The organism is Maricaulis sp. ABE4_448 (genome assembly GCF_056160825.1).
On the sequence record NZ_JBSWXX010000001.1, the window covers coordinates 1,250,451 to 1,276,833 of the forward strand.

Sequence of the window (26,383 nt, forward strand, 5' to 3'; positions counted from 1 at the left end):
ATGTTACGGCGCCTTAATCTGCAGCCGCCAGCGCTTCGGCGACCGAGGGCAGGACGGAGTAGTGATCACGGAAAATCCGGGTCATTCGTGCCGGCCGGCCGGTAGAGAGCTGGAAACACACGACTTTCGTCAGTGCCCGGAAGACCGTCACACCGTCCTTCACGCGTTTGAACTGATAGCGGCGCTCGGCGCGCAGGCGCCCGTCCGACTGGGTGATCCAGACCGCGCAGTCCAGCGCATCGCCAACGCGCACATGGCCCAGATAGTCCGCCTCGGTGCGAATGATGGCGATGCCGCGGTCATCCTCCTGGCAGGCATCCATCGAATAACCCTTCGACCACCAATGGGTCCAGGCAGCCGCATCGGCCCATTCCAGATAGCGCGCATTATTGGCATGGCCGAAGGCGTCCATGTCGGCCTCGGTCACGGCAATGCGGTGAATATAGGGATCGGGCAGGTCCCAGCCGGTCTCGCTCATACACCCAGCTCCACTGTCATCGGGGTGGTGACGGCTATGCCATCCGTCGTCACGTGGCAGGCATAGGCGAGGACTTCAACACCCGCCGCTGCCGCCTGGCGCAGGGTTGCTGCATAGACCGGGTCGATATCGCCGGCCGGGCGCAGGGTGTGGCAGTCGCTGCGCTGGACGATGAAGAGCTGCACGGCGCGATCGCCGGCTGCGACCTGCGCCGCCAGTTCGCCCAGATGCTTGGCGCCCCGGCTGGTCACCCCGTCGGGAAATTCCGCAATTCCTGGACCGCGCTGCCAGTGGACATTCTTCACCTCGACCCAGCAGGGCGGCTGGCCCGCGCTTTCCAGCAGGAGGTCGATGCGCGAATTCTCACCGTATTTCACTTCCCGGCGCAGGCTGTCATGACCGGCCAGTTCGGTAATCACACCGGCATTCACCGCTTCCTCGGCCAGCGCGTTCGCGGTGTTGGGCAGGGCGCCGATAATCGTGCCCTCCGCCTCCACCAGCTCCCAGGTGTATTTCAGCTTGCGCTTGGGATTGTCCGATTGTGACAGCCACACTTTCAGCCCCGGCTCCTTGATGCCTGTCATGGCGCCGGTATTGGCGCAGTGGGCAGTCACCTCCGTACCGTCTTCCAGGGTCACATCGGCGAAGAAACGCTTGTAACGCCTGACAAGATGGCCGGGGATGAGCGGTTGGGGAAATTTCATGGCTTGGACTTCCTGGCGTCTGCCTCATATACCCCCTCGAAGGGCGCGATGAAGGATGGAATCACATGGCGGATACGAAACACGTTACGGCAGCGGTTCTCCTGATCGGCGACGAGGTGCTCTCCGGGCGCACCCAGGACAAGAATCTCCAGCAGATCGCGCAATTCCTGGCGCCGCTGGGGATCAATGTCATCGAGGCGCGCACCGTGCCGGATATCGAAGACGAGATTGTCGAGGCAGTGAACACGCTGCGCGCCAAGGCCGATTATGTCTTCACCACGGGCGGGATCGGCCCGACCCATGACGACATCACCGCCGACAGCATCGCGAAAGCCTTCGGCATGTCGATCGATATCCGCGCCGATGCGCTGGCGATCATCGAGGAATGGTACGACAAGACGAAGACGCCGGTCACCGAGAGCCGCAAGCGCATGGCGCGCATCCCCGAAGGGGCGTCGCTGATCAAGAACCCGGTCACCGGCGCGCCGGGCTTCCAGACCGGCAATGTCTTCACCATGGCCGGCGTGCCCGCCATCTGCCGCGGCATGCTGGAGGATATCGCCCATCGCCTGGAAGGCGGCACGGTCACCCTGTCGCGCTCGGTGAAGGGCGACAATCTGCGTGAGGGCGAAATCGCGGAAAAACTGGGCGAGCTGCAGGAGGAAAATCCCGGCGTCTCGATCGGCTCCTATCCCTACTTCATCGAGGTGAAGGCCGGCGAGGTCCGCCGCGGCACCCATCTCGTCGCCCGCTCCACCGACAAGCGCGCCCTGGCCCGCGTCATCGACGCCATCGCCGACCTCGTCCAGGACCTCGGCTACGACCCGCGCATCGATCCGGAGGATTAGTTTTCCTCCCCATTCCATGGGGAGGGGGACCCGCGAAGCGGGGGAGGGGCCGCAGCCGCAGGCTGCGGAGTTTGGAGGCAAGCGCCTTTCGCGGCTGTGGCCGCGCCCCCCAGAAAAACGTGGCGACCCGATGCTGCGCATCGGCCCATTTCCCCACAATGTGGGGAAGAAAGACCCACTGCTGTTTTCCCCGGACCTGTTCCGGGGCCTGCTGCCGCTTCAGGATAGGCGCAGCTCTTCGCAACGCCCTTTTGCCGGGCCCCGGAACAGGTCCGGGGGAACGGCGGGCGTTGCGCCTGCCCCCAAATTGCCCCGCTTTCGTCTTTTGGTTGCACCGGCTGTCATGGTGCTGCTTGATGTGAGGGACCTGACGGGAAGGGGAGTGCTTCCATGAAACGCGCAATCTTGCTGGCGAGCGCCTTCGGCGTCGCTGTGGCCGGCTGTACGGCAACGACAAGCGAGCCCGGCGAAGTGGCCGAACGGGACGAGGAATACCGGACGCCGCCACCTCCGCCGCCTCCGCCGCCTCCGCCGCCAGGCTCGGCCGACTACATTACCGTCACCGGCGCCCGGCTCGCAGGCGCGCCCGCGCCCATGGTCAGCCCGCGCCCCTGGCCCCAGCCGGCACCGGAAAATCGCGAGCGCTATGACGATACCGAGGCCAATCCGGTCGTCTCCACGGCGGACGAACCCGTCTCCACCTTCTCCATCGATGTCGACACGGCCAGCTATGCCGTGGTGCGCGACTATCTGATCGACAGCCGCGAACTGCCGCCCTCGGATGCGGTGCGGATCGAGGAGATGATCAATTATTTCGACTACGACTACGCCCTGCCGCCGGGACCGGACGAGCCTTTCGCCACCCATGTCACGGTGACGCCCAATCCCTGGAATTCATCCACCCAGCTGATGCATGTCGGCATCCAGGGCTTCGAGATCGTGCCGGACGAGCGGCCGCGGGCCAATCTGGTCTTCCTGATCGACGTCTCCGGCTCGATGAATTCGCCGGACAAGCTGCCGCTCGCCGTACAGGCCATGCACATGCTGGTCGACGAGCTGGAGCCCGAGGACACGGTGTCCCTCGTGGTCTATGCGGGCGCGGCCGGGGCTGTGCTCGAGCCGACCGAGGCGCGCAATGCGCGGCGTATCCACGAGGCGCTCGACCGTCTGCACGCGGGCGGTTCGACCGCCGGCGGGGCCGGTCTGGAACTGGCCTATTCGCTGGCGCGGGAGAATTTCGACGAGGACGCGGTGAACCGCGTCATGCTGCTCACCGATGGCGATTTCAATGTCGGCGTCACGCGTGACGAGAGCCTGGAAGACTATGTCGCCCGCCAGCGCGACAGCGGCATCTACCTTTCCGTGATGGGCTTTGGCCGCGGCAATTACAATGACCGCATGATGCAGCTCATCGCCCAGGCCGGGAACGGCACGGCGGGCTATATCGACAGCCGCCAGGAAGCACGCCGCATGCTGGTCGAGGAGAGCTTCTCCGCGCTCTTCCCGATCGCCAATGATGTGAAGATCCAGGTCGAGTTCAATCCGGCCCGCGTCGCGGAATACCGGCTGATCGGTTACGAGACGCGCCTTCTGGACCGGGCGGACTTCAACAATGATGCCGTCGATGCCGGCGAGGTGGGTTCGGGCCATGCCGTCACCGCGATCTACGAGATCGCCGCGCCGGGATCGGAAGGCGTGCTGATGGACCCGCTGCGCTATGGCGGGGCGTCCCGGCCGGCTGCAGACCTCTCCGGCGAATACGGTCTCCTGCGCCTGCGCTACAAGGAGCCCGGTGAGGATGAGAGCATCCTGATGGAACGCACGGTCACCGATGCCGACGCGGTCGGTGCGTTCGGCGAGGCGGACACTGACGTGCGTTTCTCCATCGCCGTCGCCGGCTTTGCCCAATTGCTGCGCGGCGACCCCTATCTGCAGGACGGATACAGCTGGGAGGCTGTGGCCGAAGAGGCGTCAACGGCCCTCGGCGAAGACGAATTCGGCTACCGCGCCGAATTCCTCGACCTCGTCGACCGCGCCCGCCGCATCGATGAGGGCACAGGCCTGAAGGAGTAGCCAGGGCAGGCCGGAGGGCTGACCGGCCCTCTGGCCTGCCCCGAAAAGCGGTGTAGGATCGCGCCGCACCACCGGCGCGGGCGTGGCGGAATTGGTAGACGCAGCAGACTTAAAATCTGCCGGCCGCAAGGCCGTGCCGGTTCAATCCCGGCCGCCCGCACCAGCTTTTTTGATCTCACGGCAGTCCGCTGCGCGGACGCCTCCGATGGGGCGGGCTGACCGCCCGACGCGCGGTCGCGCTTGCGAACCCTGCGGGTTCGTTTGCTGGGCGCCCCCCCCTAGCGGCAGAGCGTTTGCGAGGTCAGCAGATTGCCGGCGTCGTCATAGGTGTTGCGGATCACGCAGTCATCGGATGACAGGTGCGCGACGGCTTGCTGCACTGCCATGGCGAGCAGGAAGATCGCACCGATCACGATCGCCGCCTGCATGGTGACAGACATCCTGTTGGTTGCATTGAACATTTCACACTCCCCCATACCCCGGCAGGGATCATACGCGGCCGGGCGCCCGGCATCAATTCTTCTGTGGGGACGGTCATGTCCCGTCCATCTTCATGTGGTCCGGCGGTGTCTAGGCTTGCCCTGCGGAGGGATACGCAAAGTGCGCCGTCTGCCGGTCCCTGCATCCGACAGGGCCGGGCGGCGCATCTGTTCGTTCGAACAACGGGGAGACAAACGCGTGAAACTTCATCCAGTTCTGGCCGCGGCCGCCGCCGCGCTGGCCGCCACCATGCCTGCTCTGGCGCAGACGCCGGACACCTGTCCGGCCGAGCCGGTGCGGCTCGATATTGCCCATGCCGGCGGCAACCGGTTCGACGTCACCGTCGAGGCGGACGGTGCCAGCGGCGTACTCGACATTCTCTGGCGTCCGGGCGAGGGCGCGCAGGACGGTACCGCCGACTTCATCGAGGATTTGCGCTTCGGCGACGATCCGCGGCCTGCAACCTATCTGGGCTATGGCACCTGGCAGCATCCCGGCGGCGAAGCGGCCGGCTGGGACGGTTACAGCTATACACTGGTCGCCGATCATGACCGGGCGGTCTGGGAAACGGGCAAGGAGGAGACCGCCTACCGGTTCGACGACGCCTTCTATTTCACCGGCAATCCGGTTCTGGTGCTCAACCATGCCTGGACGGATTGCACGTTCGACATCGGCTTCGACCTGCCCGAGGACTGGCAGGCGGTCGCGGCATGGCCACAGGCAGGCGCGGGCCGCTTCCGGGTCGACGGGGTCGAGGATGTCATGCGCAATATCTTCGTTGTCGGTCCGGGCCTGGCGCCGCAGACGTTCGACATTGACGGCATGGCCGTCACCCTGCTCGCCCAGCAGCCTCTGGCCGATGGTGTGGCGGACTTCCGGCGCGTGCTGGAGGACAGCCTGACGCGCTATGCGCAGACCTTCGGCGGTGTGCCCATGGAGCGCTATCTTGTCGTCTTCGGCGAGGGGCAGATGAATGATGGCGGCGCCTTCGCCCAGAGTTTCGGCCAGCGCATGCCCGCCCCCTTCCGCCCGCACGAGCGCCTGATGTGGGCGCGCACCCTGGCGCACGAGACGCTGCACGCCTGGCTGGGCGTGACGATCCGGCCGGTGCCTTACGCCCAGTCGCAATGGTTCACCGAGGGCGGGGCGGATTACTTCGCCATGAAGACACTCTACCGCGCCGGCCTGGTCGACGAGCACGATGTCATCTTCATGCTGGAAGGTCAGATCCGCCGCTTCCTGCTGGGGCGCATCGCCAGCGGTCCGATCAGCCTGGCCGAGGCCGGCGAGGACAAGCAGGCCAACCGTCAGCTCGTCTATGGCAGCGGGGCGCTGTTCCATTATCTGCTCGATGCCCGCATGACGGATCAGTCCGGCCCCGGCGCCTATGAAGCGGCGCTGGAAAGCCTCTATCAGTCCGCCGATCGCGACTATTCCCAGGCCCGCCTTCTGGCCGCGCTCGATGCGCGATCGGACGGGGCGGCCAGCGAGATCCTTGCGCTTCTGGACGGGCCGTTCGACCCGTTCGGCCTGCTGGACACGCTGGATGAGACCGGTCTCGCCACGGCTGCCTTCGGGCCGGACGAGATTCTGGTGCGTTTTGCGGCCGGCGATTGCGCCGGCTCCCGCGAGAATGCCTGCATGCCGGTCTTCCTGCAGCGTTAGCCGGACGGGGAGACGTCAGCAACACGCCGGGCCGCTGCATGGCGGCCCGGCGTGCGCGGCCTATCGCGCGTCCATGACGGCGGTATGCGCGATGCGCCAGCCATCCGGCGTGTCGGCGAGAACGAGGTGCAAATGGGTCCGGCGGGTATCTTCCCCCGCATTGCGTGAGGCGCCCCGATGGCCGTCCGTATACATGTGGATCACCGCGGCATCGGTGCCGATAAAGCGGATCGAGATCGTGCGCATGTTCTGCGTCTCTTCTACCGAGACTGCCGGATCGAATGCCGGGAAAAGCCGGTCGCGCAGGAAGGTCTCCAGCGGGTCGCGGCCACGGAACATGCGGGCATAGGCATTGATCCATTCCGTGTCGGCCGTGTGCAGGGCTGCCACCGCGGCGGCGTCCTGCGACGACCAGGCCGACTTGAAGTCCGCGATGAAGGCGTCGATTCCGGCTTGGGCGCCGGGCGCGCCCTCGCCGAACACGGTAAATTCGGGAACATCCCGGCGCTCCTGGGCGTCCGCAGAGGGGGCGGCTGTCACGGCGAGGGCCATCATCGGGACGAGGAAAAAGCGGGCAGCGGCCTGGACTGTGATCATGTTTGTTACCTTTCATGGTGTTTGGCTAGGATGCGCCGCGTCCGGCACCGGCCGTCGCGGTGAACCGGGGATAGGACCAGCCGGTCGCGGCCGGCCAGCAAGGGAACGTGAAGTGTCGCACCGTGTCGCGAACCGTCCGGACGGCGGACTTGCCGGCCCGCTCGCCCATCTGGCGGGCGTGCTGGTGCTGGCCGTCCTGTTCTCGCTGGGCGGCGCCTATGACACGGACGAGCTGGGCCTGATGCACCGGCTCGCCCTGTGGCTTCTGGTCTCGGCCCTCCTGGTGGGCCAGACCGTTATGATCGAGCACGCACTGGCACGCATCCTGCCGCCGCGGGGCGCCTTTCGCCTGGTCTCCGGCGCGGGTGCGGCGCTTGTGACCCTGCTTCTCGTCACGCTCGAACTCGACCTTCTGAAACAGACACCGCTCCTGCCCAAGCCGCGGGATCCGTTCTGGGAATTCCTCGTCTTCCTGGCACCGCTCGTGCTGACGCTCAGCGGTTTCGTACTCATGTTGCGGGCGTTGGCGGGCATCGGTCCGGAGCGCCTGGCCGAGGAGGCGGAGGAGACGGTGCGCCTGATCGCCGCCCAGCCGGTGATTGCCGGCCTCCTGCCGGCCCCGTCACCGGCGGCCGGCGCCTTCGGCGACTGGCCGGCCGGGCGCGTGCTCAGCGTGCAGGCGAATGATCATTATCTCGAGGTGAAGGCTGAAACCGGCCGTGTCTTCGTGCGCGGCCGCATGCGTGATGCAGTCGCGCGGCTGCGCGGCGAGGGCGGGGTACAGATCCACCGCTCCTGGTGGGTGGCGCTGGACCGTATCGCCGGGCTCGAGCGCGAAGGGCGCGACTATGTCGCCTGTCTCGTCTCGGGCGAGCGCATACCCGTCGGCCGCTCGCGCGTGCGGGAGATGCGCGGGCGCGGGCTTCTCTAGCCACAATCGCTGCCCACAGTCGCTGCGCCGATATCGCGCAGGCGGGCCGGGCCTTATTCCTCTGGCGCGAAGCCCGCCGGCTCGCCTATCCTGCAGCGCATGAGACCCTATATCTTTTCCTTCCGCATCGGCGGCGTCGTGGTGCGGGCCGAACCGTCTTGGCTGTTCCTGGCGCTGCTGGTCGGCTGGTCGCTGGCCTCGGGCTTCTTCCCCGGTCTGCGCGACGATTTCTCGCTGCCCGCCTATATCGCAATGGCGGTGGCGGGCGTGGCCGGGCTGACCTTTTCCATCATCGCCCACGAGCTGTCGCACACTTTCGTGGGCCGCGCCTTCGGTCTGCCGATCAATCATGTCACCCTCTTCCTGTTCGGCGGCGCGGCCGAGCTGGAGAGCGAGCCGGAAACGCCGATGAGCGAGCTCGTCATGGCGCTCGCCGGCCCGCTGATGAGCCTTGTCCTGGCGGGTGTCTTCATGCTGGCCGGCGGTGCGCTGGGGCCGCAGGCTGCGGGCGACCCTGTTGGCGCGGTGGCACTGGTGCTGGGCTATCTGTCGCTGATCAATCTCCTGCTGGCGATGTTCAACATGATCCCGGCCTTTCCGCTCGATGGCGGACGGGTGCTGCGCGCCATCCTGTGGCTGTTCACCGGCGACCGGCGCCGCGCCACCGGCTGGGCCAGCGGTGCGGGCGAGTTCTTCGCCTATGTCTTCATCGCCACGGGGGCCGGGCTGGCGTTGTTTGCGGGCCAGATGGGCGGCATCTGGTGGGTGTTGATCGGTCTCTTCCTGCGCACCGCGGCCGTCTCGGCTCGCAATGAGCAGGACATGAAACACGCGCTCGCCGGTGTCGCGGTGGGCGAGCTGGCCGGTCCCTTCGAGACGGCGCAGGCCGATATGAGCGTGGCCGATTTCATCGAGGCGGTGCTGGTACGCCATCACCGCGCCTGGGTGCCTGTGGTCGAGGCCGACGGCCAGCTGGTCGGCGGCGCCGGCGTGGAAGAGGCGCGGGCGGTTCCCGCCGCCGAACGCGCGTCGACGCCTGTGCGCCGCATCGCCCTGCCGGTGCGCGAGAGCGAGCGGATCGAGGCGCCGCTGCGGGCCTCCGGCGCTTTTGCCCGCATGCAGCACGACCATCTCGCCCGGCTCTATGTCGTCAAGGACGATCAGCTCGCCGGCGTCGTCAGCCTGTCCGATCTGATGGAATACGCCCGCATGCGCCGCCTGTTCGACGGTGACGCCGCGGGCTGACAGGATCGCCGCACAGCCGATTCAAAGCGACGGAACGCCAACCATGAGCGAAGACCATGAGACCCACACCGGATCCTGCCGTTGCGGCCGGACCCGGATGGAAGTGACGGCACCGGCGCTGATCACCTCGGCATGCCATTGCGATGGCTGCCGCAAGATGACGTCCAGCGCGTTCTCGCTCAGCGCCATGGTCCCGGCGGAGGCTTTCCGCGTCGTCGAGGGCGAGCCGGTGAAGGGCGGGCTGCGCGGTCCCCAGCTCGACCATTATTTCTGTCCGCACTGCATGAGCTGGATGTTCACGCGGATCGTCGGCATGGACGCGCTGGTCAATGTGCGCGCAAGCCTGTTCGACACGCCGGGCTGGTCCACGCCCTTCATCGAGACGATGACGTCAGAAAAACTCGACTGGGCCACAACGCCCGCCGTCCACAGCTATCCGGCCTTCCCGCCGATGGAGGACTTCCAGTCGCTGATGACGGAGTATGCCGGGCGTTAGAGCACCGTCCCCGCCTACAGCGCCCGGCCGAAATCGGCGCTGGCGAGCATGATCGTCACCAGCATGACCGGTGCCAGCGTCAGGGCGAGCGCCATGATGATGACGGGGCCGAAGATCCAGCTGGCCAGGGCGACGCCCATCAGGAGATTGATCAGGAAGGGCAGGAGGGCACGTTCCGGATTACGTGCCACTTCGCGGCACATGCCGCCGAGAAGGGGCACGGCCAGAATGAGGCGGCCGGTCAGTCGAAAGGGAAGCGTGAGCAGCATGCGGGTCTCCGGTGAGGGTCGGGGTTGGGGGTAAAGGCGATCCGCATCAGGCGGGGCGCCGTTTCGGGCGCAGCATCCAGCGGATGCGGTAGACGGTGAGCACGACCCCGGCGAGGCCGAACAGGATGGCGATCACGGACGTCGCCTTGATCCACCAGGAATTGAAGTTCTCGCGCGTCGACCAGTCCATGATGTGCAGGCCCCAGAAGACATCATAGACGCGCCACAGCGTGGTGCGCACGGCGCGCAGCTCGCCGGTCCGGCTGTTGATGTAGAGCGTTGCCGGATCTTCCGGCCCGAACTCGAACCGCCAGGCGGGCACGGCGAGGCCGGCCTCGCGCGGCGGTGTCTCGACCCGCACCTGTCCCGTCAGCGCACCGCGGCCGGAATAGCGGGCGAGGGCGATCTCGCGGGCCAGGCTGTGATCGACCGGTGTCAGATCCTCGCCCGTTCGGGCATCGATCATTTGCGGTCCCTGTGCCGTCTCCAGCCGCCAGACCGGACGTCCGGCCAGCCGGCCGGTGCGCGCCGACAGCACCGCGGTGTCCTGGCTGGCGAGAATACTGGCGAGCGGCAGGGCGTCGTCTGCCCAGTCGATCACGATCTCCGCTTCGGCATGACGCAGATGTTCGCCGCGCACCGTCTCGATCGGCCACAACACCATCACGAAGCCCGAGACCAGCCACAGCATGACCTGGATGCCGACCGCGATGCCCAGCCACAGGTGGATCTGGCTCATCAGTCTGAAAACTCTCATGGAATTATCTCCCCATGCGCATGACCGGCGCGCCGGATCCGGGCCCGGCGCGCCGGTACATGCTAGCCCCGCAGGCTGATCCTGATGCCCGCGGAGATTCCATTGCCCGGAAGACGTTGGCCCGGCGCAATGTCGGACCCGGCATTGCGATTGTAGCCGGCCAGGTGATCGCGCCAGGGCTGGTCGAGGAGATTTTCCACCCCGGCCGCAATCTCGACGCCCGGCCGCACCGCCCAGCGCCCATAGGCATTGAGCAGGACATGGCCCGGCGTTTCCGCCTCGCCCAGGGTCTGCGAGACCCGGTCCTGTTCGGCCACGGCCAGCGTTTCCAGCGTCACCGACCAGTCGGCGGCGTCATAGCTGGCCCCCAGGCGCAGGCTGGGCGGGGCGATGCGGTAGAGATCGTCACCAGTGTCGCGCCGCTCGCCGCGTACCCAGCTCAGCGTACCGTCCAGCCGCCAGTTGGCGTCGATGCGCCAGCCGAAATCCGCGTCGAATCCGTAGAGTTCGGCATCGGTATTGGCAAAGCGCAGCGGCGTCGGATCGCCATTCATGTTCGAGACCATCTCGACCGGCGTGTCGATCACACCCGGCGTGGCGTCGAACGGCGTGCCCTGGATGTAGTCGTCGACGCGGCGGTAGAAGACGGTCGGCCGGGCATAAACAGAGCCGGACTGCCAGTCGAAACCCGCCTCGGCGATCCAGGCGGTTTCCGGCCGCAGATTGACATCGCCGACATAGGTATTGCCGTCGGCCAGCCCGCCGCTCGCCGCCGTCGGCAGCCAGGCAAAGCGCTCCAGATAGGTCGGCACACGGGTCTTGCGGGCCAGGGTGATGCGCAGCGTCGCCGTCTCGCTCACCGGCCGCCACAGACGCGCCACCGCGTCCAGCGTGGTGTCGTCCCAGGCGCGGTCGCCCGCATTGAAGGCCATGGCCAGCATGCCCGGCCCGGTGCTGGCCAGACCGGCGTCCGCCTCGTGATAATCCGCCCGCAGGCCCAGCTCGCCCTGCCATTGCGCAGGCAGGCCGCCGGTCCACTCGATGAAGGCGCCGGTGCGGGCGATGTCGATATCGGGCAGGGAGTTGAGATAGAAGCCGGCATTCGACGGGTTGGTGATGGTGACGTCATGATCGCTGCTTGCCCGGTCGATCCCGGTGCGCAGTTCGCCGCCCATCGCGTCGAAGGCCAGGGCGGCCGAGACTGTCCGCGTCTCCGCAAAGGCCAGGGTCTCGCGCCAGGCCATCATCATCGCCGGGGCCGGACGCAGATCATGATTATTCATGGCATGGGCCACATCCGCCCAGCCGGCCGCCAGTTCGAGACGGATGGTGTCGAAATCGCCGGTATAGGCCAGACGGGCCATGTCGGTATCGATATAGCGGATATCCATGGCGAAGGGCGGATTGCCCGTCGGTCCGGTCTCGTTGCGGCGCAGGTCCAGTGACAGCGTGTGCGCGCCCGAACGCCAGCCGGCGCCGAGCCCCCACACCGAGCGTTCATGCTCCGATCCGCCGATCGTGCCGGAGGCCGTCTCGATATCGCCGCCGCTCTCGTGCGAGGCCAGCATGTGCAGGCGCAACGTGTCGCTGGCGATCCCGGCCATGCCGCCCGCGGCATAGCTGCTGTCGGCCGAGCGGGCGGCAAGGGTGATGTCATAACCGGTGTGGAAGCCGGGCCCGTCATTGAAGGGCATGGATTTGAGCACGGCATCCACACCGCCCGCCAGGCCGGGACCGTCGCTGACCGGGCTGACACCGCGATCGACTTCCATCCGCGCCACCAGCGGCAGCGGGGCGTAGTGCAGGGGCGGGTCCATCAGGTTGGGTCCGCCGGAGGCGAAGTTCTGGCCGTCGATGCGGATATTGATCCGCGCACCCGCCAGGCCGCGATACTGGACCTGGCCGGACAGGGCGCCATTGCTCAACCCCGCCGCACCGGGCAGGCGGGCGACCAGCCGCGTTGCGTCCGGGCCGCTGGCCGGAGGCAGGGTGTCGGGATCGATCCGGTCGGTGCCGGTGGTATCGGGACGCTGGCCGGTGACGGTGATAACATCGGTGAGGGCCGGGGTCAGGGCCGGGGCCGAGACGGGTGCCGTCTCCTGGGCCAGGGCAGGCGAAAGGGCAAGCGCCATGCCGGCCGGCAAAGCGAAGACGGCGCAGCGTGTGCGCGCCAGGAAAATTCGGGTCATGAAAGAACGCTCCAGACCCGCAGGCGGCGCACCGCCGGCGGGGGATCCAGTCAACAGGGTTTTTTGGATTTCAGAGCGTTGCGGGTGGGGCGCGGGCCGGATGACGCGCACGGATGGCCGGCAGGGCCGCCCGCTGATGCGTGTCCGGAACGGGGGAGGCCTGCTGTACGGGCAGCGGTGTCTGCCAAGCATCGATGACCGGCAGCGGACCGGTCGCCGACGCCATGGCGAAGGCACAGGGCTGGGCGGTGCCGGCCGGGGCATTTTCGCCGGTGCCGGCATGATCGCTGATCTCGCCGCTGGCGAGGTCTATCCACAGTGCGGATGGGCCCTGGCCGGTACAGAAAACGACCGACAGGCGGCCCGTCGTCTCGTCGCGGTCGAGCATGTACCCTGACGGGATGCCCGATTGCAGACCGGCCGCGATCAGCGCCAGCGCCGTCAGCCACTGGGCCAGAAGGCCCCGGCCATTTCGGATATCCCCAAGCATGAGCGCGCTGTTACCATCATGCTGTCAGGAGGGCCATGCGACATTTTCAGTCTGTCGCAACAATGGCGCATCTTGGCATTCGGACGTTGCGGCTATGATGCATCAATGTCGCTTCAAGGTTACGCTTATGTCGCACGAAAAAGTCCATGCCCACCTCCTCGAAGCGGCCGAACCGCTCTTCCCGGACCTGCATGGCGCCATCGCCAAACTCGGCCCGCTTGAGTTTCCCAACCGCGAGGGCACGCCCTTTCCCCACTATCTCTGCCGCGCCATTGCCGGCCAGCAGATCTCGGTGAAAGCGGCTGCGAGCATCTGGGGACGCGTCGAGGCGAGCGCCGGCGACGGTCCGCTGCTGGATCATTTCACCGAGGCGAATACCGATATCCTGCGCGGCTGCGGCCTGTCCGGTGCCAAGACGAAAACCATTATCGCCATTGCCGACACGCATCGTACCATCGGGCTGGACGCCGACGAGCTGCGCGCGCTCGGCATTGCGGAACGCGCGGCCCGTTTGACGGCGATGTGGGGTGTCGGGCAATGGACGGCTGACATGATGAACATGTTCTATTTCGGCGAGGCGGACATCTGGCCGGATGGCGATGTCGCCGCGCGCAAGACGCTGGAACGCCTCACCTCCAAACGCCGCAAGACCGTGCGCACCGCCGAGCGTTTCAAACCCTACCGGTCCTGGCTGGCGCTCTACATGTGGGCCCATGTCGACGCTCCGCCGGACGGGGAGGCGGTTGGATGAGGGTACTTGCCGCAATACTGGCTGCCGGTTTGCTGTCGGGATCGGCGTTTGCCTGTGATCGTGTAGAGCCGAGAACCGTGATGTTGGCAGCCAACGCGCGAAATCACGTGCATCAGGCTGAAGTCGTTTTTGAAGGAGTGGCTCTAGGCGACTTGGATTCGTCTAGGCGATCACGAAACTGGGTCGGCCAGTTCGACAGGTATGAGGTAGTGCCCTTTGAGACAGCTTTTCGGGTCGAGACAGTCTGGAAGGGCGACCTGGAGCCGGTTGAAGTGGTCTTTGGAGCACTGAACTTCTACGGATCATCTTGTGAATTTGAGTTTGATCGGTTTGTTCCCGGGGTACGCTATATCGTCGTTGGCTCGCTCAACCCGAACGGCGAAATTGAGTCGGAATATGGAGACTTGGTCGGATGGTTGGAGGCGGATAGAGCCGCGCCCGGACGGGAGACAGTGGACGGCTGGCAAGCTTGGCGGCCTTCTGAAGCAGTGACCAATGCGTGGGAAGCCGAGCGCGAGCGACGGGAGGCTGACTGGTTCGAAGGCGCGGGAGGTTATCGCGGCATTCTGGAACGTATGGTGGTGGAGGGCGCTCTGCCTCAGCCCTATACGCCGCGCCGCTTTGGTGAAGCAGACCGTTTACGATGACTGCTGCTGGCCCATCTGGAACGGTATTCCAAGGGTCACCACAATCACAGTATGCCAGCGGCAATGATTGCGAGACACAAGAAAGGAATGAGATGTCAGAATCCAACAATACTCGGCGCGGGTTGGTGAATGGCGGTGGGTTTCTGCTCGGCCTGGTGATCGGCTGGTTGATATTCGACAATCTGGCGCTGGGGATATTGTTCGGCATTGCCCTGTCGGCCGCCGGTGAGGGGCATCATCGCGCAACCCGGAACAAGGACGCCGAGTGAGCCGCCGCAAATTGCCGTGGACGTCACTTCATCGCCGGCTCGACATCCCATACCCATCCCTCTAACGTCGCCCTGAACACTGTTTATGCATGCACCGACATCAAGAGCGGGCATGCGCTTGGTCGACGAATTTCAAACGACAAGGGGAAGAACCCATGGCCGAACCCGAAGCCCTGAAGGGCAAGCTCCGCCTGCCCGTGATCGGCGCGCCGCTCTTCATCATTTCCAATCCGGATCTCGTCCTGGCCCAGTGCAAGGCCGGCATTGTCGGCTCCTTCCCGGCGCTCAATGCACGCCCCGTCAGCCAGCTGGACGAATGGCTCGACCGGATCACGTCGGAACTGGACAGCTATAACCGCGCCAATCCGGACAAGCCGGCCGCGCCCTTTGCCGTGAACCAGATCGTGCACCGCTCCAACGCTCGCCTCGAAGAGGACATGGCGCTGTGCGAGAAATACAAGGTGCCGGTCGTCATCACCTCGCTGGGGGCCCGCGAGGATGTGAACACGGCGGTGAAGTCCTGGGGCGGCATCACGCTGCACGATGTGATCAACCAGCGCTTTGCCCACAAGGCGATCGAGAAGGGGGCGACCGGCCTCATCTGCGTCTCGGCCGGCGCTGGCGGCCATGCCGGCTCGCTCTCGCCCTTCGGCTTTGTGGCGGAAACGCGGGAATGGTTCGACGGGCCGATCCTGTGCTCCGGCTCGATCGGCACCGGCGGCGGCGTGCTGGCGGCCCAGGCGATGGGCGCCGACTATGCCTATATCGGCTCGGCCTTCATCGCGACGGCCGAGGCCCGCGCTGACGAAGCCTACAAGCAGGGCATTGTCGAAGGCTCGGCCGAGGACATCGTCTACACCAACCTCTTCACCGGCGTGCACGGCAATTATTTGCGCAAGTCGATCGTCGATGCCGGGCTGGATCCGGACGATCTGCCGGAAAGCGATCCGTCCAAGATGGATTTCGGTTCCGGCGGCGGCTCCAAGGCCAAGGCCTGGAAGGATATCTGGGGTTCCGGCCAGGGTATCGGCGCGGTCAAGGCTGTCCGTCCCGCGGGCGAGTTCATCGCCCAGCTCGCCGAGGAATACGAGGCCGCCAAGGCCCGCCTCTGCCGCTAGCCGGATCTATTTGGTGGCGGGCAGGACGCTGCCCGCCACAATCTTATTCAGCCGCCGGACTGCGCCTTCCGCCCAGATAGGGCAGGGCGAACAGGTAGAGGCCGGAGATCATCAACAGGATCAGCGGCACCAGTGTCGTCAAACCGATGGCCAGCGCCAGGCTTTCGCCGCCCATGCCGGTGATGTTGATGACGATGTTCGCGAGCACCAGTGCGGTGAAGGCGATCGACAGCCAGCGATGGCTCTTGCGAATGAACAGGCTGAATTTCATGGGGTTTCCTTCATCGGGTTCGAGGGACAGGTCAGTCGGTACGCGCCAGCACGGCTTCCATTGCATCGAGGAAGCGCGGCCAGCCGGCCGTCGCGCCCATCAGGTAGCGCGGCTGATCTTCCGGGAAGCCGGTCTGTTCCATGCGCAGGCGCGTACCGGATGATGTCGGTTCCAGAGTCCAGGTGACGACACTGTCCAGCGCGCCGGATGTCCAAGTGTAGGACAGCGTCGATTGCGGCTCGATCTCGCGCACGACGCATTCCACCGTGCCCCAGTCGAAGGCGAGTTCGAAACGGTGGTCCGGTACGGGCCTGAAATCATTCTTCATCAGCCATTCCTCGATCAGGTGCGGCTGGGTCAGGGCGCGCCAGATCTTTTCCGGAGCATGGGGAAACTCCCGTTCCACAACGACGGAGCGGGGTCGGGTATCAGTCATTGGTCCATCCTGTTGAGCAGGTCATCGAGATCGTCAAAGCGGGCTTGCCAGAAGCCGGTCATCTGCCGGGTCCAGTCGGTCAGCGGGGCGAGAGCGTCCAGCCGGGCGCTGTAATGCGTCTGACGCCCCGCCGGCCGGTCGTGCACCAGGCCGGCCTGTTTGAGCACGCGCAGATGCTTGGAGACGGCGGGCTGGGACACGCCGGCCTGTGCCGTCAGCGCGCTGACAGTCAGGTCTCCGTCGCGGCACAAGCGTTCGAACAGGGCCCGGCGCGTCGGATCGGCGAGGGTGCGAAAAAGCAGGTCATGCGGTTCGGGCATGCAACATATATCCCACAGGTTATGATTTAATCCATAACTGGATGGATATGAGTTCGTCAAGGGGCGAGCGGGAAAGGGGGGCGGTGCTGGCGGGCCGCAAGGCCGGTAAGCGCGCGATCAGGCTTGCTGGGGTTGCCGTGCGGAGCGGGCGTCGTCCAGAGCGTGCGCGGCAATCTCTTCGGGGCGCTCGAACATCACGTCCGGCGACTGGGCATCGAGAATACCTTGCGTGGCAAAGCCCCAATTGACCGCGCCAGCGATGCAGCCGGTTTCCCGGGCGGCATCGATATCGCGGACCTCGTCGCCCACACTCAGCGTGCGGTCCGCCGTGGTGCCGGCCTTGCGGATCACCTTGCGGAAAATCGAGGCCTTGCCGAACAGGGCCGCGCCGCAGGCGAACAGGTCGATCCGCTCGCACAGGGCTTCGCCCAGAACGGCCCGGACGGCCGTCTCGCCATTGGAGCTGACGACCGCGAGGTTCACACCGGCGTCCGACAACTGCCGGATCAGCCCGTCGATACCGTCGAACAGGTGAATACAGTCCACATGCTCCGCGGCGCGGGAACGTACGTCATTGGCGAGGAAGGGAAGCTTCCAGGAGGGGATGCCCAGCTCGTTCATGATCGCCTTGGGGGGCATATCGCGCAGGGCCTCGGCCTTCTCGTCGTCGATCGGCGGAAGGCCGTGCTTGTCGACCACATCGCCCAGCACGGTGCGGAACCAGGTCAGGCTGTCGGCCAGGGTCCCGTCGAAATCGAAGATGATCAGGTCGTAGCGCGCCAACGTGTTCCGGTCCGGTTATTCGCTCCTGGCAGCCAGGCTGCCCACAATCACAACAGGGTTTTCTGATTCTTGTGACGGTTGCACGTTGTAACCGCCAACCGGCGTGTAAAAAAACGAACGGCGCGCGAACTACTTCGTTCGCGCGCCGTCGGCACCACCCGTCTGCCCGGGGTCAGCCCTCGTTGTCTGGGCGTTCTTCGCCGTCTTCAGCGGCGTTGTCATCGTCGTCCGGAGCCGGTTCGCCGGCAGGCTCGACGCAGACTTCAAGACTGCTGAGCAGGCTGGCCTCGATCGGCAGGAGGCGTGTTTCCTCGCCTTCCAGTCCAATCCCGATCCGGCCCTCGCGGGGTAGATCCTGCAGTATGTCTTCGCTGGCCGGGACCCGCATTTCCATCCAGCCTGCTCGCCCGGTGACAGGGGAAAACACGCCGGTGACGGTACCATCCGGCGTGATCAGCGAGCCGGCGCGCGTGGCGGCATTGTCTTGTGAGGTGGCTGACTCAGCATCGGCCGTATCCGGCTCGGCCGGTTCGCTCGCATCCGGCATGTCGGTCTCGGATGTGTCTTCCGGCTGGGGAAGCGACACAATCAGGGCCGAGCCGTCAGCCGCACAGCGCAGTTCGGCAGCGGCGATCATGGCCTCCTGGCCGTACTCCATGCCGCCGGCGCCAGCCGTGCTCCAGCTGCCTTCGACCAGCGGACCATCGAGCTGCAGGTTGTCGCCTTCACCGGCACGCACTTCCGGCTCGAACGCGTCATCATTCGACGTCGCGACGTGTTCGAGCAGGTCCTGCATCGTGCCGTCGGGATCGCGACGATCTTGCTGCGCCGGGCTGGCCTGCGTGGTGCCAGGCGTGTCCGATTGCTCATTGGCCGGAGCCGGGGCCGGCTCGTCTTCGGGGGCGCCGCAGCCGGCAAGGCCGACCAGGGCGATAGCGGTGTATGTCAGGGCTTGATGTCTCATGCCCCTTCAACGGGCGTGCTGCGCCATTGGTTCCGCCAGGCTTGCCGGCAGGCAAAAGAAAAAGGCCGCCCCGGTACATTCCGGAGCGGCCCATTTTGCGGCTGTCAGTGCGCGATCTGCCTAAATCGAGGTCAGCCAGGACGGCTTGACATAGGGCAGGTCGAGATCGTCGGCGACCGGCTTGTAGCAGATCTCGCCTTCTGCCGTGTTGAGGCCGCGCGCCAGGTGCGGATTGGCGTTCAGCGCCTCCCTCGGCCCCTTGTTGGCGATCTCCAGGCCGAGCGGCAGGGTGGCGTTGTTCAGCGCCAGCGTGGAGGTGCGGGCATAGGCGCCCGGCATGTTGGCGACGCAGTAATGCACGACATTGTCGATGATGTAGGTCGGGTCGTCATGCGTGGTGGCCTTGGAGGTCTCGAAACAGCCGCCCTGGTCGATGGCGATGTCGACGAGCACGGCGCCGTCCTTCATCTCCTTCAACATGGCACGGGTAACCAGTTTCGGTGCGGCGGCACCCGGGATCAGCACGGCGCCGATCACGACGTCGGCTTCACGCACAGCCTGTTCCAGCGCTGCGGCGGTGGAATAGGCCGTCTTCACGGCACCGGCGAACTGTTCGTCCAGTTCCGCCAGGCGGCGGTTGGAGCGGTCGAACACCGTCACGTCGGCGCGGGCGCCGATCGCCATTTCCGCTGCATGGGTGCCGGCGACACCGCCACCGATGATCACGACCTTGGCCGGGAGCACGCCGGGCACACCGCCGAGCATCAGGCCACGGCCGCCCTGGGCCTTCTGCATGCAGTGCGCAGCAACCGAGACCGACATGCGGCCGGCGACCTGGCTCATTGGCGTGAGCAGGGGCAGGCGGCCTTCATTGTCGGTGACGGTCTCATAGGCGATCGACAGGCAGCCGGCCTTGCGCAGGCCTTCCGCCTGCACGGCGTCGGCGGCGAGGTGGAGATAGGTGTAGAGCGTGTGGTGGGGCTTCAGCATCGCCGTTTCGGACGGTTGAGGCTCCTTCACCTTGACGATCAGCTCGCCCTTTTCGAACACCGCAGCGGCATCCGGCAGGATGGTCGCGCCGGCGGCTTCATACATCTCGTCGGAAAAACCGATGCCGTCGCCGGCGGTGGACTGGACGAAGACCTCGTGGCCGTGGCGGACGAACTCCGTGACGCTGTTCGGCGTCAGGCCGACACGGTATTCACGGACCTTGATTTCCTTGGGCACCCCGATACGCATGATTGTTTCTCGTTTTGCTGGATCGCGCCGGGAAAACGCCGAATTCTTCGATTCGATGAGCCCTGCGCGAATAAAATTGACATTCGCCGCCGCGTGGTGTGAATTATCGTGCACCAAACGACATTGGTTGCGTCGTATATACCGAATTTTTGCCCGAATCCAGAATGATCTGCGGGCAATAGGCATAACTTGGGGAGGGTGTCCTGTGCGGCTCGATAGCGTAGATATCTCCATTCTGACGGAACTTCAGGATCATGGCCGCCTGACCAATGCGGAACTGGCCGAGCGTGTCGGCCTGTCTGCCTCTGCCTGCCACCGCCGCGTGAAGGCGCTCGAGCAGGCCGGTGTGATCGATCGTTATGTCGCTATCCTGTCGGAAAAGGCGCTGGGCCGCGGCATCACGGTTTATGTCCAGGTGACGCTGGACAACCAGAAGCGCGAGACGCTCGTTGCTTTCGAGGAAGCCGTCGAGACCGTGCCCGAAGTGATGGAATGCTATCTGATGAGCGGCGATGCGGATTACCTGGTTCGCGTCCTGGTGCGCGACGCCAATGATTATGAGCGTGTCCACCGCGAAGTGCTCTCAGGCCTTCCCGGCGTGGCGCGCCTGGTCTCCAGCTTCACCATCCGCCGCGTCTTCTCCCGCACCACCATGCCGGTGCCGGACGAGGTCGTGGTGAAGGGGGACTAACCGTTCTCCGCCAGCATGGCTTCATAGGCCGCCGCCCAGTCATGGCGCACGAAGCCCGACGCGTCGGGCTCGGCCGTAGAGTCCATGGCATGCACGATGACGGCCATGCGATCACGTGTGCCGCGCAGTCCGCCGCTTTCGCGGGAGAAGGCGATGTCCTCGCCCGGGCGTGTGACGGCGGCATCGAGATAGTAGATCGTCCAGCTGGCCGGCGCCGCCCGGGCCTCCATCAGCGCGAAGGCCCGATAGGCGGCGGCCCGCCAGTCTCCCCCGGCGATCAGCCCCTGCGCCTCGCGTTCGGCGGCATCTTCGGCCAGCGCGATAAGATAGGCATAGCTGTCCTGGCGGCCCTGGGCCTCGACCGGGGCCAGCGGGTCGGCGCCGGCATCCAGCGATATCCGGACCAGGTCGACCACCGGTTCGAGCCCGGTGACGATCGCCACATCGAGCGCGTCGTGCAGGTCCTGGGTGGCCGGGTCAGCCTGACGGGCCAGGGCTGCAGGCGAGACCGCGAGGCAGAGCAGCAGAGTTGCGACAAGCATAAGGGAATTGCGGGGCATGGCAGAACTCCTACATCGGGCCGCGACTGGCGATATCGCGCAGGATGGGCATGAACGGGACCTCTGACGCGCCGACCCGGCAGCCGGCCCCGCCCTCGATATCGTCGGCGTCGATATAGAAGGATGCTTGCGCATTCTGGATGACGTCGACCACTTGCCGCGTGAAACGGCCCCTGTCAGTGAGGGGTGGTCTGTGGGCGAGGTAGCGGACACCGCATACGGTGACATACTCACCGAAATTGCGCGCAGCATCGAAGCGTGAAGAGCCGCGCCGGCAGGGCAGCGTGTCACGGGTAATATCAACGCTGCTGATGTGAACCTGCCTGTCATCGGGCGTATAGCCGAATATGCGAAGCATCCCGAAACTCTCGCATCGGGGAAGCTCGGCCGTTGCGGGGCGTTGCGCGGAGGACGCGTCGGAGCCTGGCGAGGATTGCTGCGCGGCATAGGGCGAAGGCAGGCCGGCATCTGATGGCGTGGCGTAGGGCGGCGGATTGCCGATGGCGTTCAGGGGCCGTCCCAGGCGGTCGGCATCCCGGAAGGCCTGGGCCATCGCCTGGTCGTAATTGCTGTTGGCGGCGGCGACACCCGCATTGTACTGGCTCTGCGCGGTCTGGATCTCGCCCATCGTCTGTTCCAGGGCCGGTTGCATGCGGCGGGCGAATTCGGCCCAGTCGAAACCGGGCTCGTTGCGACGCCGTTCGCGTTCGGCATAGCCGCGCGCATCGCCATAGCCCAGGCGCACGGCCAGATTTTCGTCCTGGTGAAGCCAGAAGGCATAATAGCCCGGCGCATGACCGGACCCGTCCGGACCCGGCCGGGCCCCGGCATTCAGCAGCGCATCGATCATGGCGCGGTTATTGTGGATGGCGGCGTGGTGTAGCGCACTCGTGCCGCCCTGCAATGTGCCGCGATCGGGATTGGCTCCCGCGGCGAGGAGGCGCTGCACCAGGGCCAGATTGTTGCGGGCGGCGGCGACCACGATGGCTGAGTTTCCGCTCGGCGTCAGGGCGTCGGGATCCAGCCCCTGGCCGATAAGAAAGTCGACTGCAGCGCCATGCCCGTTGGTCACCGCGCCGATCAGCGTGTTCAGCGTGCCGTCGTTCGACACATAGTCCAGGCTCGCCCCGGTGCGTGCCAAGGCCGCCAGCGTCTCCACATCGCCCGCATAGGCCATGTGCATGGCCGCGAAACCGCCCATGAAGGCGTCACAATCCGGCCAGGCACCGCGGGCGCAGGTCTCGAGAATGAAACGCTGCGTCTCCGCGTCCTGGCCGGCGAGGATGCGGCGGATACGGTCTCCGTCATAAGCGCGCGCGGCGTCAGCGATATCGTCTCCGAGCTCGCGCGGTGAACGGCTGACGCGGACCTGTGTACGGGCGGTGACGGTCTGCCCCGTCCGCGTCCGGGCTTGCACATCCAGGCTTGCTTCGCCCTCTGCCACGGCATCGAAGCTGAAGGACACGCCCTGGCCTTCAATGCCCTGCAGCATCGGCCGCAGCTGGAACATGTCGGGCTGGCGCGTGATGACGACGACGCCGGGATTGCTGCTGCTGACCTCGATCGCCTCGACGGCATCCCAGCCTTCGCGGATCACGATCGTTGCCGTTTGCGTATCGGAGACCGAAAAGGTCGAGGGGATCTGGGCGAGATCGAGCGAGACGGCGGTATCGCCCGCCAGCCCGTCCAGATAGTCGGCAATCTCCACATGTCCGTTGGCGCGGGCATAGTCGGCGGCCGTGCCGCGACTGGCGCGGATGGCGGGGTCGGCACCGGACGCGACGAGTGCGCGGACGGCATCGAACCGGCCCTGCATGGCGGCGATCATCAGGGGCGAATAGGGCCGCGTGCCCGGCGTCATGATCTCGTCGATCCGCGCACCGGCGGCAACCAGCAGCGAGATGAGATCGGCATAGCCGCGATTGGCAGCCAGGTGCAGGGCTGCGCCCTCGACCGTTCCACGCTCATTGGGATCGGCACCGGCATCGAGCAGGGCGCCGACAATATCCGCGCGTCCGCGATTGACGGCCGACAGGAGGAGGGGTGTGCCGTCCGGGCCTGCCACATTGACCGCATGCCCCTCGGCAATCAGTCGCCGGACCAGTACCGGCATGTCGGCCAGGACGGCCCGGCGAATGATCGTATCGCCCTCCGATACGCTGAAATGCGAGCGATAGCCCGCGTCGAGCAGTGCGAGGGCGCCGGCTTCGTGGCCTTCCCCGATCGGCACGGCTATGGGCTCCGGCGTGCCGGGCGGCACCGCCGGCTGCACGGACCCGCCGCCGTCACGGAGGGCTGCGATGACTGGAGCCAGTTCAGGATTGCGCGACAGGTAGATGCCCGCGCCGTACATCAGCGGCATGGCGGGTTGGGTGTCGAGCATCTGATTGGGATCGAAGCCGGCGGCGAGCGCTTCGCGGATTGTGGCGACATCGTTTTCGAACACGGCATCGAGGACGGTATCGGCGTCGGGCTCTGCGGTGTCGGCGGCGGCGAGCAGGGCGAGGGCGGCATCGATCGCGCGGGCCTCTTCCAGCGCGTCCTCGCAGGCATCCTCGAATTGCGCCATGGCATCGTCGAGCAGGCGGTCGGCCTGCTGGGTGAAGCCCTGCATGATGCGCGGCTCGACCACCTCGATCATGTAGCGGGCGGCAAAGACGCGCTGGTATTCCGCTTCCGCATAGGCCGAACGGGCGATGGTCAGGTGGTCGCCGGCATTGGGATTATAGAGCACGCCCAGCGCATCGACCGTGTCTTCCGGATCGTTCCAGAAGGCATTCAGCCGGGCTTCGATACCGGCGCGGCCCTCGCGCTGGTAGAGCTCGGCCCATTCGATCGCCGACAGGGCGTGGCGTTCGCGCGCATAGCCGACATAGGCCTGCCACCAATAGTCCTCATAGCGCGACCAGGCATCCGTGGCGAACGTGTTGATCGAATATTCCAGCAGGCCCGCCATCCCCATCATCGGTCCCATGCTGCCGCCCCAGTATCCGGACAGGCGCGAGCGGGCGAGGGACATGGCGGCCTGGATCGCCAGCGCCTTGGACAGGCGATCGCCGGTCCGCACGGCATTGGTGGAATGGTAGAGAATGTTCACCCCGTCGATCATCTGGCTGGCCGTACCCAGGGCCGGTCCCAGCCGCGACATGATGCTGACGCCGTCTTCCAGCGAAGCGAGCACCCGGTTGAGCCGGCCGACGGTGAAGCTGCGGCCGGCCAGGGCGGCGCTGCGTTCGGCAGCCGACATTGCCAGGGCCCGCTCGATCGCGGTGCGGGAAGTGGCGAGGCCGCCGGAAAAGTCCGTCGCGGCCTGGGCATTGGCGAGGTTGGCGACGGTGGGCGTGACATTGCCCCAGAGCTGCACCAGGGCATTGGTGCGGAAACGGTCGCGTTCAGCTTCTGTGGCCAGGCCGAGATACTGTTCGGCTGAATAGAAGAGTTCGCCCGACTGGCAGGTTAATTCCTGTGCCGCTGCTGGCGTGCTGGCCAGCAGGCTGAAGGCCGCAAGGCCCGCTGCAAGCCGCGCGGGCCTGGATCCGAAAACTGGCATCATGTCTCCCCGTCGGAAAGGGCTTCCCTTCGCAGCGGGAGAATTCGACGGAATCTCCTATCCGTCAATTGGTACAAACGTACCAGCGCGCCCGCTTGCCAGCCTGCGCGGGAGCGACTAATCCCGCGCCATGACCGATCAGCGCTACGACAATCTGGGCCAGCTGGGCGCTTTCACCCCGCTGCCTGACAATCCGGACACCGCCGAGCTCGAGCGCGTCGCCAATCCGTGCGACGCGCCCTACATGACGCGCTTCGTGTGTCCGGAATTTACCTCGCTCTGCCCGGTGACCGGCGCGCCGGACTTCGCCCACCTGGTGATCGACTACGTGCCGCGCGACTGGATCGTCGAATCCAAGTCGTTGAAGCTCTATCTGGGCAGTTTCCGCAATCACGGCGCCTTCCATGAAGCCTGCACGACGGGGATCGGCCAGCGCCTGGTCAAGGAGCTGGAACCGGTCTGGCTGCGTATCGGCGGCTACTGGTATCCGCGCGGCGGCATCCCGATCGACGTCTTCTTTGCTACGGGCGAGCCGCCCAAGGGCGTGTGGATCCCCGATCAGGACGTGCCGGGCTATCGCGGCCGCGGCTAGCGGGCGTTACCCGTCCGGCGGCGACATGGTTTGCCGTGAAGCGGACATGGTCCGGCGGATACCGTTTCACACCCAGCGTCGCGCGATCGAGTGCGCCCTTTGACTCCTTGTCGGCGCGGGTTGTTGTCCGACAGTGCGCGAAAACAGGAAATACAAAAGTGTGTCGGCCGCGCTGTGAGGGCGCTGATGCAGCCGATCACCGGCGCCCCAAACCGTCAAGGAAACGGCTCCGCAGGCGGAGGGAAGGATGGTCAGGCCTTCCAGCGTCCGGTCTGCGGCTTCGGCCGTACCCGCTCGACCGGTTCATCCGGTGCGGAACCGACATAGACAAAGCCGGCGATGCGTTCACCCGACCGAAGGCCCAACGCGTCCTTCACGAACGGGTCATACGCATACCACTCTGTCAGCCATTGGGCACCGAACCCCATTGCGGAGGCTGCGATCAGCATGTTCTGGCACGCCGCGCCCGCCGACAGGACCTGCTCCCATTCGGGGATTTTGTGATTTTCCACGACGTGGGAGATCACGGCGATCACCAGCGGAGCGCGGATGAAGCGATTGGCCTCGGCATCGATCTGGTCGGGCGTAGCATTGGGATTGGCCGCGGCGAAGACTTTCGCCAGAACCTGTCCGAAATTGGCGCGTGCGCCGCCTTCGAAGATGATGAACCGCCAGGGGGCGAGCTTTCCGTGATCGGGTACGCGCGACGCGATGCCGATCAGCTGGTCGACCTGCTCCGCCGACGGGCCCGGTTCGGCGAGGGCAATCGCCGTGGTGGACCGCCGGCGGGTCAGCAGGGTCAGCGTTTCGGCATTGGCGTGACTGGAGGCAAGGCGCTCGCCGGGAGCGGGAAAGTCGGGCAAAGCGGGCTTCGTCATGGCGGCATCCTTGCAAGTGACAGTGTGTGTGTCTTTTGACCGAAGCGGTCTGTCGTCGCTATACGTGTAGCGGGGACAGGGATTTGTCTACA

General features: G+C 65.9%; 29 protein-coding genes and 1 tRNA gene. 13 read left to right on the forward strand and 17 right to left on the reverse strand.

Annotated features, from left to right (window positions below):
* Positions 1–13: 13 nt before the first annotated feature.
* A complete protein-coding gene (locus tag ACXAJV_RS06105) occupies positions 14–478 on the reverse strand; it encodes an acyl-CoA thioesterase (RefSeq protein WP_475083082.1) in 465 nt (154 codons plus the stop codon).
* The gene (gene sfsA / locus ACXAJV_RS06110; protein WP_475083085.1) at positions 475–1,182 is read right to left on the reverse strand and encodes a DNA/RNA nuclease SfsA; all 708 of its coding nucleotides are present in this window, start codon (positions 1,180–1,182) and stop codon (positions 475–477) included. The genes ACXAJV_RS06105 and sfsA overlap by 4 nt, the downstream gene beginning before the upstream one ends.
* A gap of 65 nt (positions 1,183–1,247) precedes the next feature.
* Here sfsA and ACXAJV_RS06115 point away from each other — a divergent pair, with 65 nt between their 5' ends.
* The 3 genes from ACXAJV_RS06115 to ACXAJV_RS06125 all read left to right on the forward strand — a co-directional run bounded on the left by ACXAJV_RS06115 (position 1,248) and on the right by ACXAJV_RS06125 (position 4,266).
* On the forward strand, positions 1,248–2,030 hold the full coding sequence (locus tag ACXAJV_RS06115) for a competence/damage-inducible protein A (protein WP_475083088.1): 783 nt from the start codon (positions 1,248–1,250) through the stop codon (positions 2,028–2,030).
* A gap of 390 nt (positions 2,031–2,420) precedes the next feature.
* On the forward strand, positions 2,421–4,103 hold the full coding sequence (locus ACXAJV_RS06120; RefSeq protein WP_475083091.1) for a vWA domain-containing protein: 1,683 nt from the start codon (positions 2,421–2,423) through the stop codon (positions 4,101–4,103).
* Between the two features lie 76 nt (positions 4,104–4,179).
* A tRNA-Leu gene (locus ACXAJV_RS06125) sits at positions 4,180–4,266 on the forward strand.
* 115 nt (positions 4,267–4,381) lie between these two features.
* Here the strand turns inward: ACXAJV_RS06125 and ACXAJV_RS06130 are convergent.
* Entirely contained in the window at positions 4,382–4,564 is a 183-nt protein-coding gene (locus tag ACXAJV_RS06130; protein ID WP_475083094.1) for a hypothetical protein, read from the reverse strand.
* Between the two features lie 217 nt (positions 4,565–4,781).
* Between ACXAJV_RS06130 and ACXAJV_RS06135 the strand changes: the two genes are divergently transcribed.
* The gene (locus ACXAJV_RS06135) at positions 4,782–6,248 is read left to right on the forward strand and encodes a M61 family metallopeptidase (RefSeq protein WP_475083097.1); all 1,467 of its coding nucleotides are present in this window, start codon (positions 4,782–4,784) and stop codon (positions 6,246–6,248) included.
* A gap of 60 nt (positions 6,249–6,308) precedes the next feature.
* On the opposite strand, the gene ACXAJV_RS06140 is transcribed toward ACXAJV_RS06135, so the two are convergent.
* Positions 6,309–6,845: an SgcJ/EcaC family oxidoreductase gene (locus ACXAJV_RS06140; protein WP_475083100.1), complete on the reverse strand. Its 537-nt coding sequence runs from the start codon at positions 6,843–6,845 to the stop codon at positions 6,309–6,311.
* A gap of 112 nt (positions 6,846–6,957) precedes the next feature.
* On the opposite strand from ACXAJV_RS06140, the gene ACXAJV_RS06145 reads away from it, so the two are divergent.
* The 3 genes from ACXAJV_RS06145 (at position 6,958) to ACXAJV_RS06155 (ending at position 9,517) form a co-directional block, all read left to right on the forward strand.
* Entirely contained in the window at positions 6,958–7,776 is an 819-nt protein-coding gene (locus ACXAJV_RS06145) for a LytTR family DNA-binding domain-containing protein (RefSeq protein ID WP_475083103.1), read from the forward strand.
* Positions 7,777–7,875: 99 nt separating this feature from the next.
* Positions 7,876–9,021 (forward strand): site-2 protease family protein, encoded by a 1,146-nt coding sequence (locus tag ACXAJV_RS06150; RefSeq protein ID WP_475083105.1) that lies wholly within the window; start codon positions 7,876–7,878, stop codon positions 9,019–9,021.
* A gap of 43 nt (positions 9,022–9,064) precedes the next feature.
* A complete protein-coding gene (locus ACXAJV_RS06155; RefSeq protein ID WP_475083107.1) occupies positions 9,065–9,517 on the forward strand; it encodes a GFA family protein in 453 nt (150 codons plus the stop codon).
* 14 nt (positions 9,518–9,531) lie between these two features.
* Here the strand turns inward: ACXAJV_RS06155 and ACXAJV_RS06160 are convergent, their stop codons facing one another.
* The 4 genes from ACXAJV_RS06160 to ACXAJV_RS06175 all read right to left on the reverse strand — a co-directional run bounded on the left by ACXAJV_RS06160 (position 9,532) and on the right by ACXAJV_RS06175 (position 13,222).
* Entirely contained in the window at positions 9,532–9,786 is a 255-nt protein-coding gene (locus ACXAJV_RS06160; protein ID WP_475083109.1) for a hypothetical protein, read from the reverse strand.
* Between the two features lie 46 nt (positions 9,787–9,832).
* Complete coding sequence (locus ACXAJV_RS06165) at positions 9,833–10,543, reverse strand: hypothetical protein (RefSeq protein ID WP_475083112.1); 711 nt, start codon at positions 10,541–10,543, stop codon at positions 9,833–9,835.
* A 62-nt stretch (positions 10,544–10,605) separates the two neighbouring features.
* A complete protein-coding gene (locus ACXAJV_RS06170) occupies positions 10,606–12,732 on the reverse strand; it encodes a TonB-dependent receptor (RefSeq protein ID WP_475083114.1) in 2,127 nt (708 codons plus the stop codon).
* A gap of 70 nt (positions 12,733–12,802) precedes the next feature.
* Positions 12,803–13,222 carry a hypothetical protein gene (locus ACXAJV_RS06175; protein WP_475083117.1) on the reverse strand — a complete coding sequence of 140 codons (420 nt, stop codon included), beginning with the start codon at positions 13,220–13,222 and terminating at the stop codon, positions 12,803–12,805.
* Positions 13,223–13,349: 127 nt separating this feature from the next.
* On the opposite strand from ACXAJV_RS06175, the gene ACXAJV_RS06180 reads away from it, so the two are divergent.
* From ACXAJV_RS06180 to ACXAJV_RS06195, 4 genes are all read left to right on the forward strand, one after another.
* The gene (locus ACXAJV_RS06180; RefSeq protein ID WP_475083120.1) at positions 13,350–13,973 is read left to right on the forward strand and encodes a DNA-3-methyladenine glycosylase family protein; all 624 of its coding nucleotides are present in this window, start codon (positions 13,350–13,352) and stop codon (positions 13,971–13,973) included.
* Positions 13,970–14,620 carry a hypothetical protein gene (locus ACXAJV_RS06185; RefSeq protein WP_475083123.1) on the forward strand — a complete coding sequence of 217 codons (651 nt, stop codon included), beginning with the start codon at positions 13,970–13,972 and terminating at the stop codon, positions 14,618–14,620. The genes ACXAJV_RS06180 and ACXAJV_RS06185 overlap by 4 nt, the downstream gene beginning before the upstream one ends.
* 92 nt (positions 14,621–14,712) lie before the next feature.
* Positions 14,713–14,889: a hypothetical protein gene (locus tag ACXAJV_RS06190; protein WP_475083125.1), complete on the forward strand. Its 177-nt coding sequence runs from the start codon at positions 14,713–14,715 to the stop codon at positions 14,887–14,889.
* A 155-nt stretch (positions 14,890–15,044) separates the two neighbouring features.
* On the forward strand, positions 15,045–16,007 hold the full coding sequence (locus tag ACXAJV_RS06195; protein ID WP_475083127.1) for an NAD(P)H-dependent flavin oxidoreductase: 963 nt from the start codon (positions 15,045–15,047) through the stop codon (positions 16,005–16,007).
* A gap of 43 nt (positions 16,008–16,050) precedes the next feature.
* On the opposite strand, the gene ACXAJV_RS06200 is transcribed toward ACXAJV_RS06195, so the two are convergent.
* The 6 genes from ACXAJV_RS06200 to ald form a co-directional block, all read right to left on the reverse strand.
* Entirely contained in the window at positions 16,051–16,278 is a 228-nt protein-coding gene (locus ACXAJV_RS06200; RefSeq protein WP_475083129.1) for a hypothetical protein, read from the reverse strand.
* Positions 16,279–16,309: 31 nt separating this feature from the next.
* Positions 16,310–16,714: an SRPBCC family protein gene (locus tag ACXAJV_RS06205; RefSeq protein ID WP_475083131.1), complete on the reverse strand. Its 405-nt coding sequence runs from the start codon at positions 16,712–16,714 to the stop codon at positions 16,310–16,312.
* Positions 16,711–17,034 carry an ArsR/SmtB family transcription factor gene (locus ACXAJV_RS06210; RefSeq protein WP_475083134.1) on the reverse strand — a complete coding sequence of 108 codons (324 nt, stop codon included), beginning with the start codon at positions 17,032–17,034 and terminating at the stop codon, positions 16,711–16,713. Before ACXAJV_RS06210 ends, ACXAJV_RS06205 begins: the two co-directional genes overlap by 4 nt.
* A gap of 117 nt (positions 17,035–17,151) precedes the next feature.
* A complete protein-coding gene (locus tag ACXAJV_RS06215) occupies positions 17,152–17,817 on the reverse strand; it encodes an HAD hydrolase-like protein (RefSeq protein ID WP_475083137.1) in 666 nt (221 codons plus the stop codon).
* Between the two features lie 172 nt (positions 17,818–17,989).
* Complete coding sequence (locus tag ACXAJV_RS06220; protein WP_475083140.1) at positions 17,990–18,781, reverse strand: hypothetical protein; 792 nt, start codon at positions 18,779–18,781, stop codon at positions 17,990–17,992.
* A gap of 120 nt (positions 18,782–18,901) precedes the next feature.
* Positions 18,902–20,020, reverse strand: a complete 1,119-nt coding sequence (ald, locus tag ACXAJV_RS06225; RefSeq protein WP_475083142.1) for an alanine dehydrogenase — start codon at positions 20,018–20,020, stop codon at positions 18,902–18,904.
* Positions 20,021–20,225: 205 nt separating this feature from the next.
* On the opposite strand from ald, the gene ACXAJV_RS06230 reads away from it, so the two are divergent.
* Positions 20,226–20,711 carry an Lrp/AsnC family transcriptional regulator gene (locus ACXAJV_RS06230; RefSeq protein WP_271185986.1) on the forward strand — a complete coding sequence of 162 codons (486 nt, stop codon included), beginning with the start codon at positions 20,226–20,228 and terminating at the stop codon, positions 20,709–20,711.
* Here ACXAJV_RS06230 and ACXAJV_RS06235 read toward each other — a convergent pair.
* Positions 20,708–21,271 (reverse strand): hypothetical protein, encoded by a 564-nt coding sequence (locus ACXAJV_RS06235; protein ID WP_475083144.1) that lies wholly within the window; start codon positions 21,269–21,271, stop codon positions 20,708–20,710. The genes ACXAJV_RS06230 and ACXAJV_RS06235 overlap by 4 nt on opposite strands.
* A gap of 10 nt (positions 21,272–21,281) precedes the next feature.
* Positions 21,282–24,821, reverse strand: coding sequence for an ankyrin repeat domain-containing protein (locus tag ACXAJV_RS06240; protein ID WP_475083146.1), 3,540 nt, complete (start codon positions 24,819–24,821; stop codon positions 21,282–21,284).
* A gap of 130 nt (positions 24,822–24,951) precedes the next feature.
* Between ACXAJV_RS06240 and queF the strand changes: the two genes are divergently transcribed.
* The gene (gene queF / locus ACXAJV_RS06245) at positions 24,952–25,413 is read left to right on the forward strand and encodes a preQ(1) synthase (RefSeq protein ID WP_475083148.1); all 462 of its coding nucleotides are present in this window, start codon (positions 24,952–24,954) and stop codon (positions 25,411–25,413) included.
* A gap of 251 nt (positions 25,414–25,664) precedes the next feature.
* On the opposite strand, the gene ACXAJV_RS06250 is transcribed toward queF, so the two are convergent.
* Positions 25,665–26,291, reverse strand: a complete 627-nt coding sequence (locus ACXAJV_RS06250) for a nitroreductase family protein (protein ID WP_475083151.1) — start codon at positions 26,289–26,291, stop codon at positions 25,665–25,667.
* Positions 26,292–26,383: the final 92 nt, after the last annotated feature.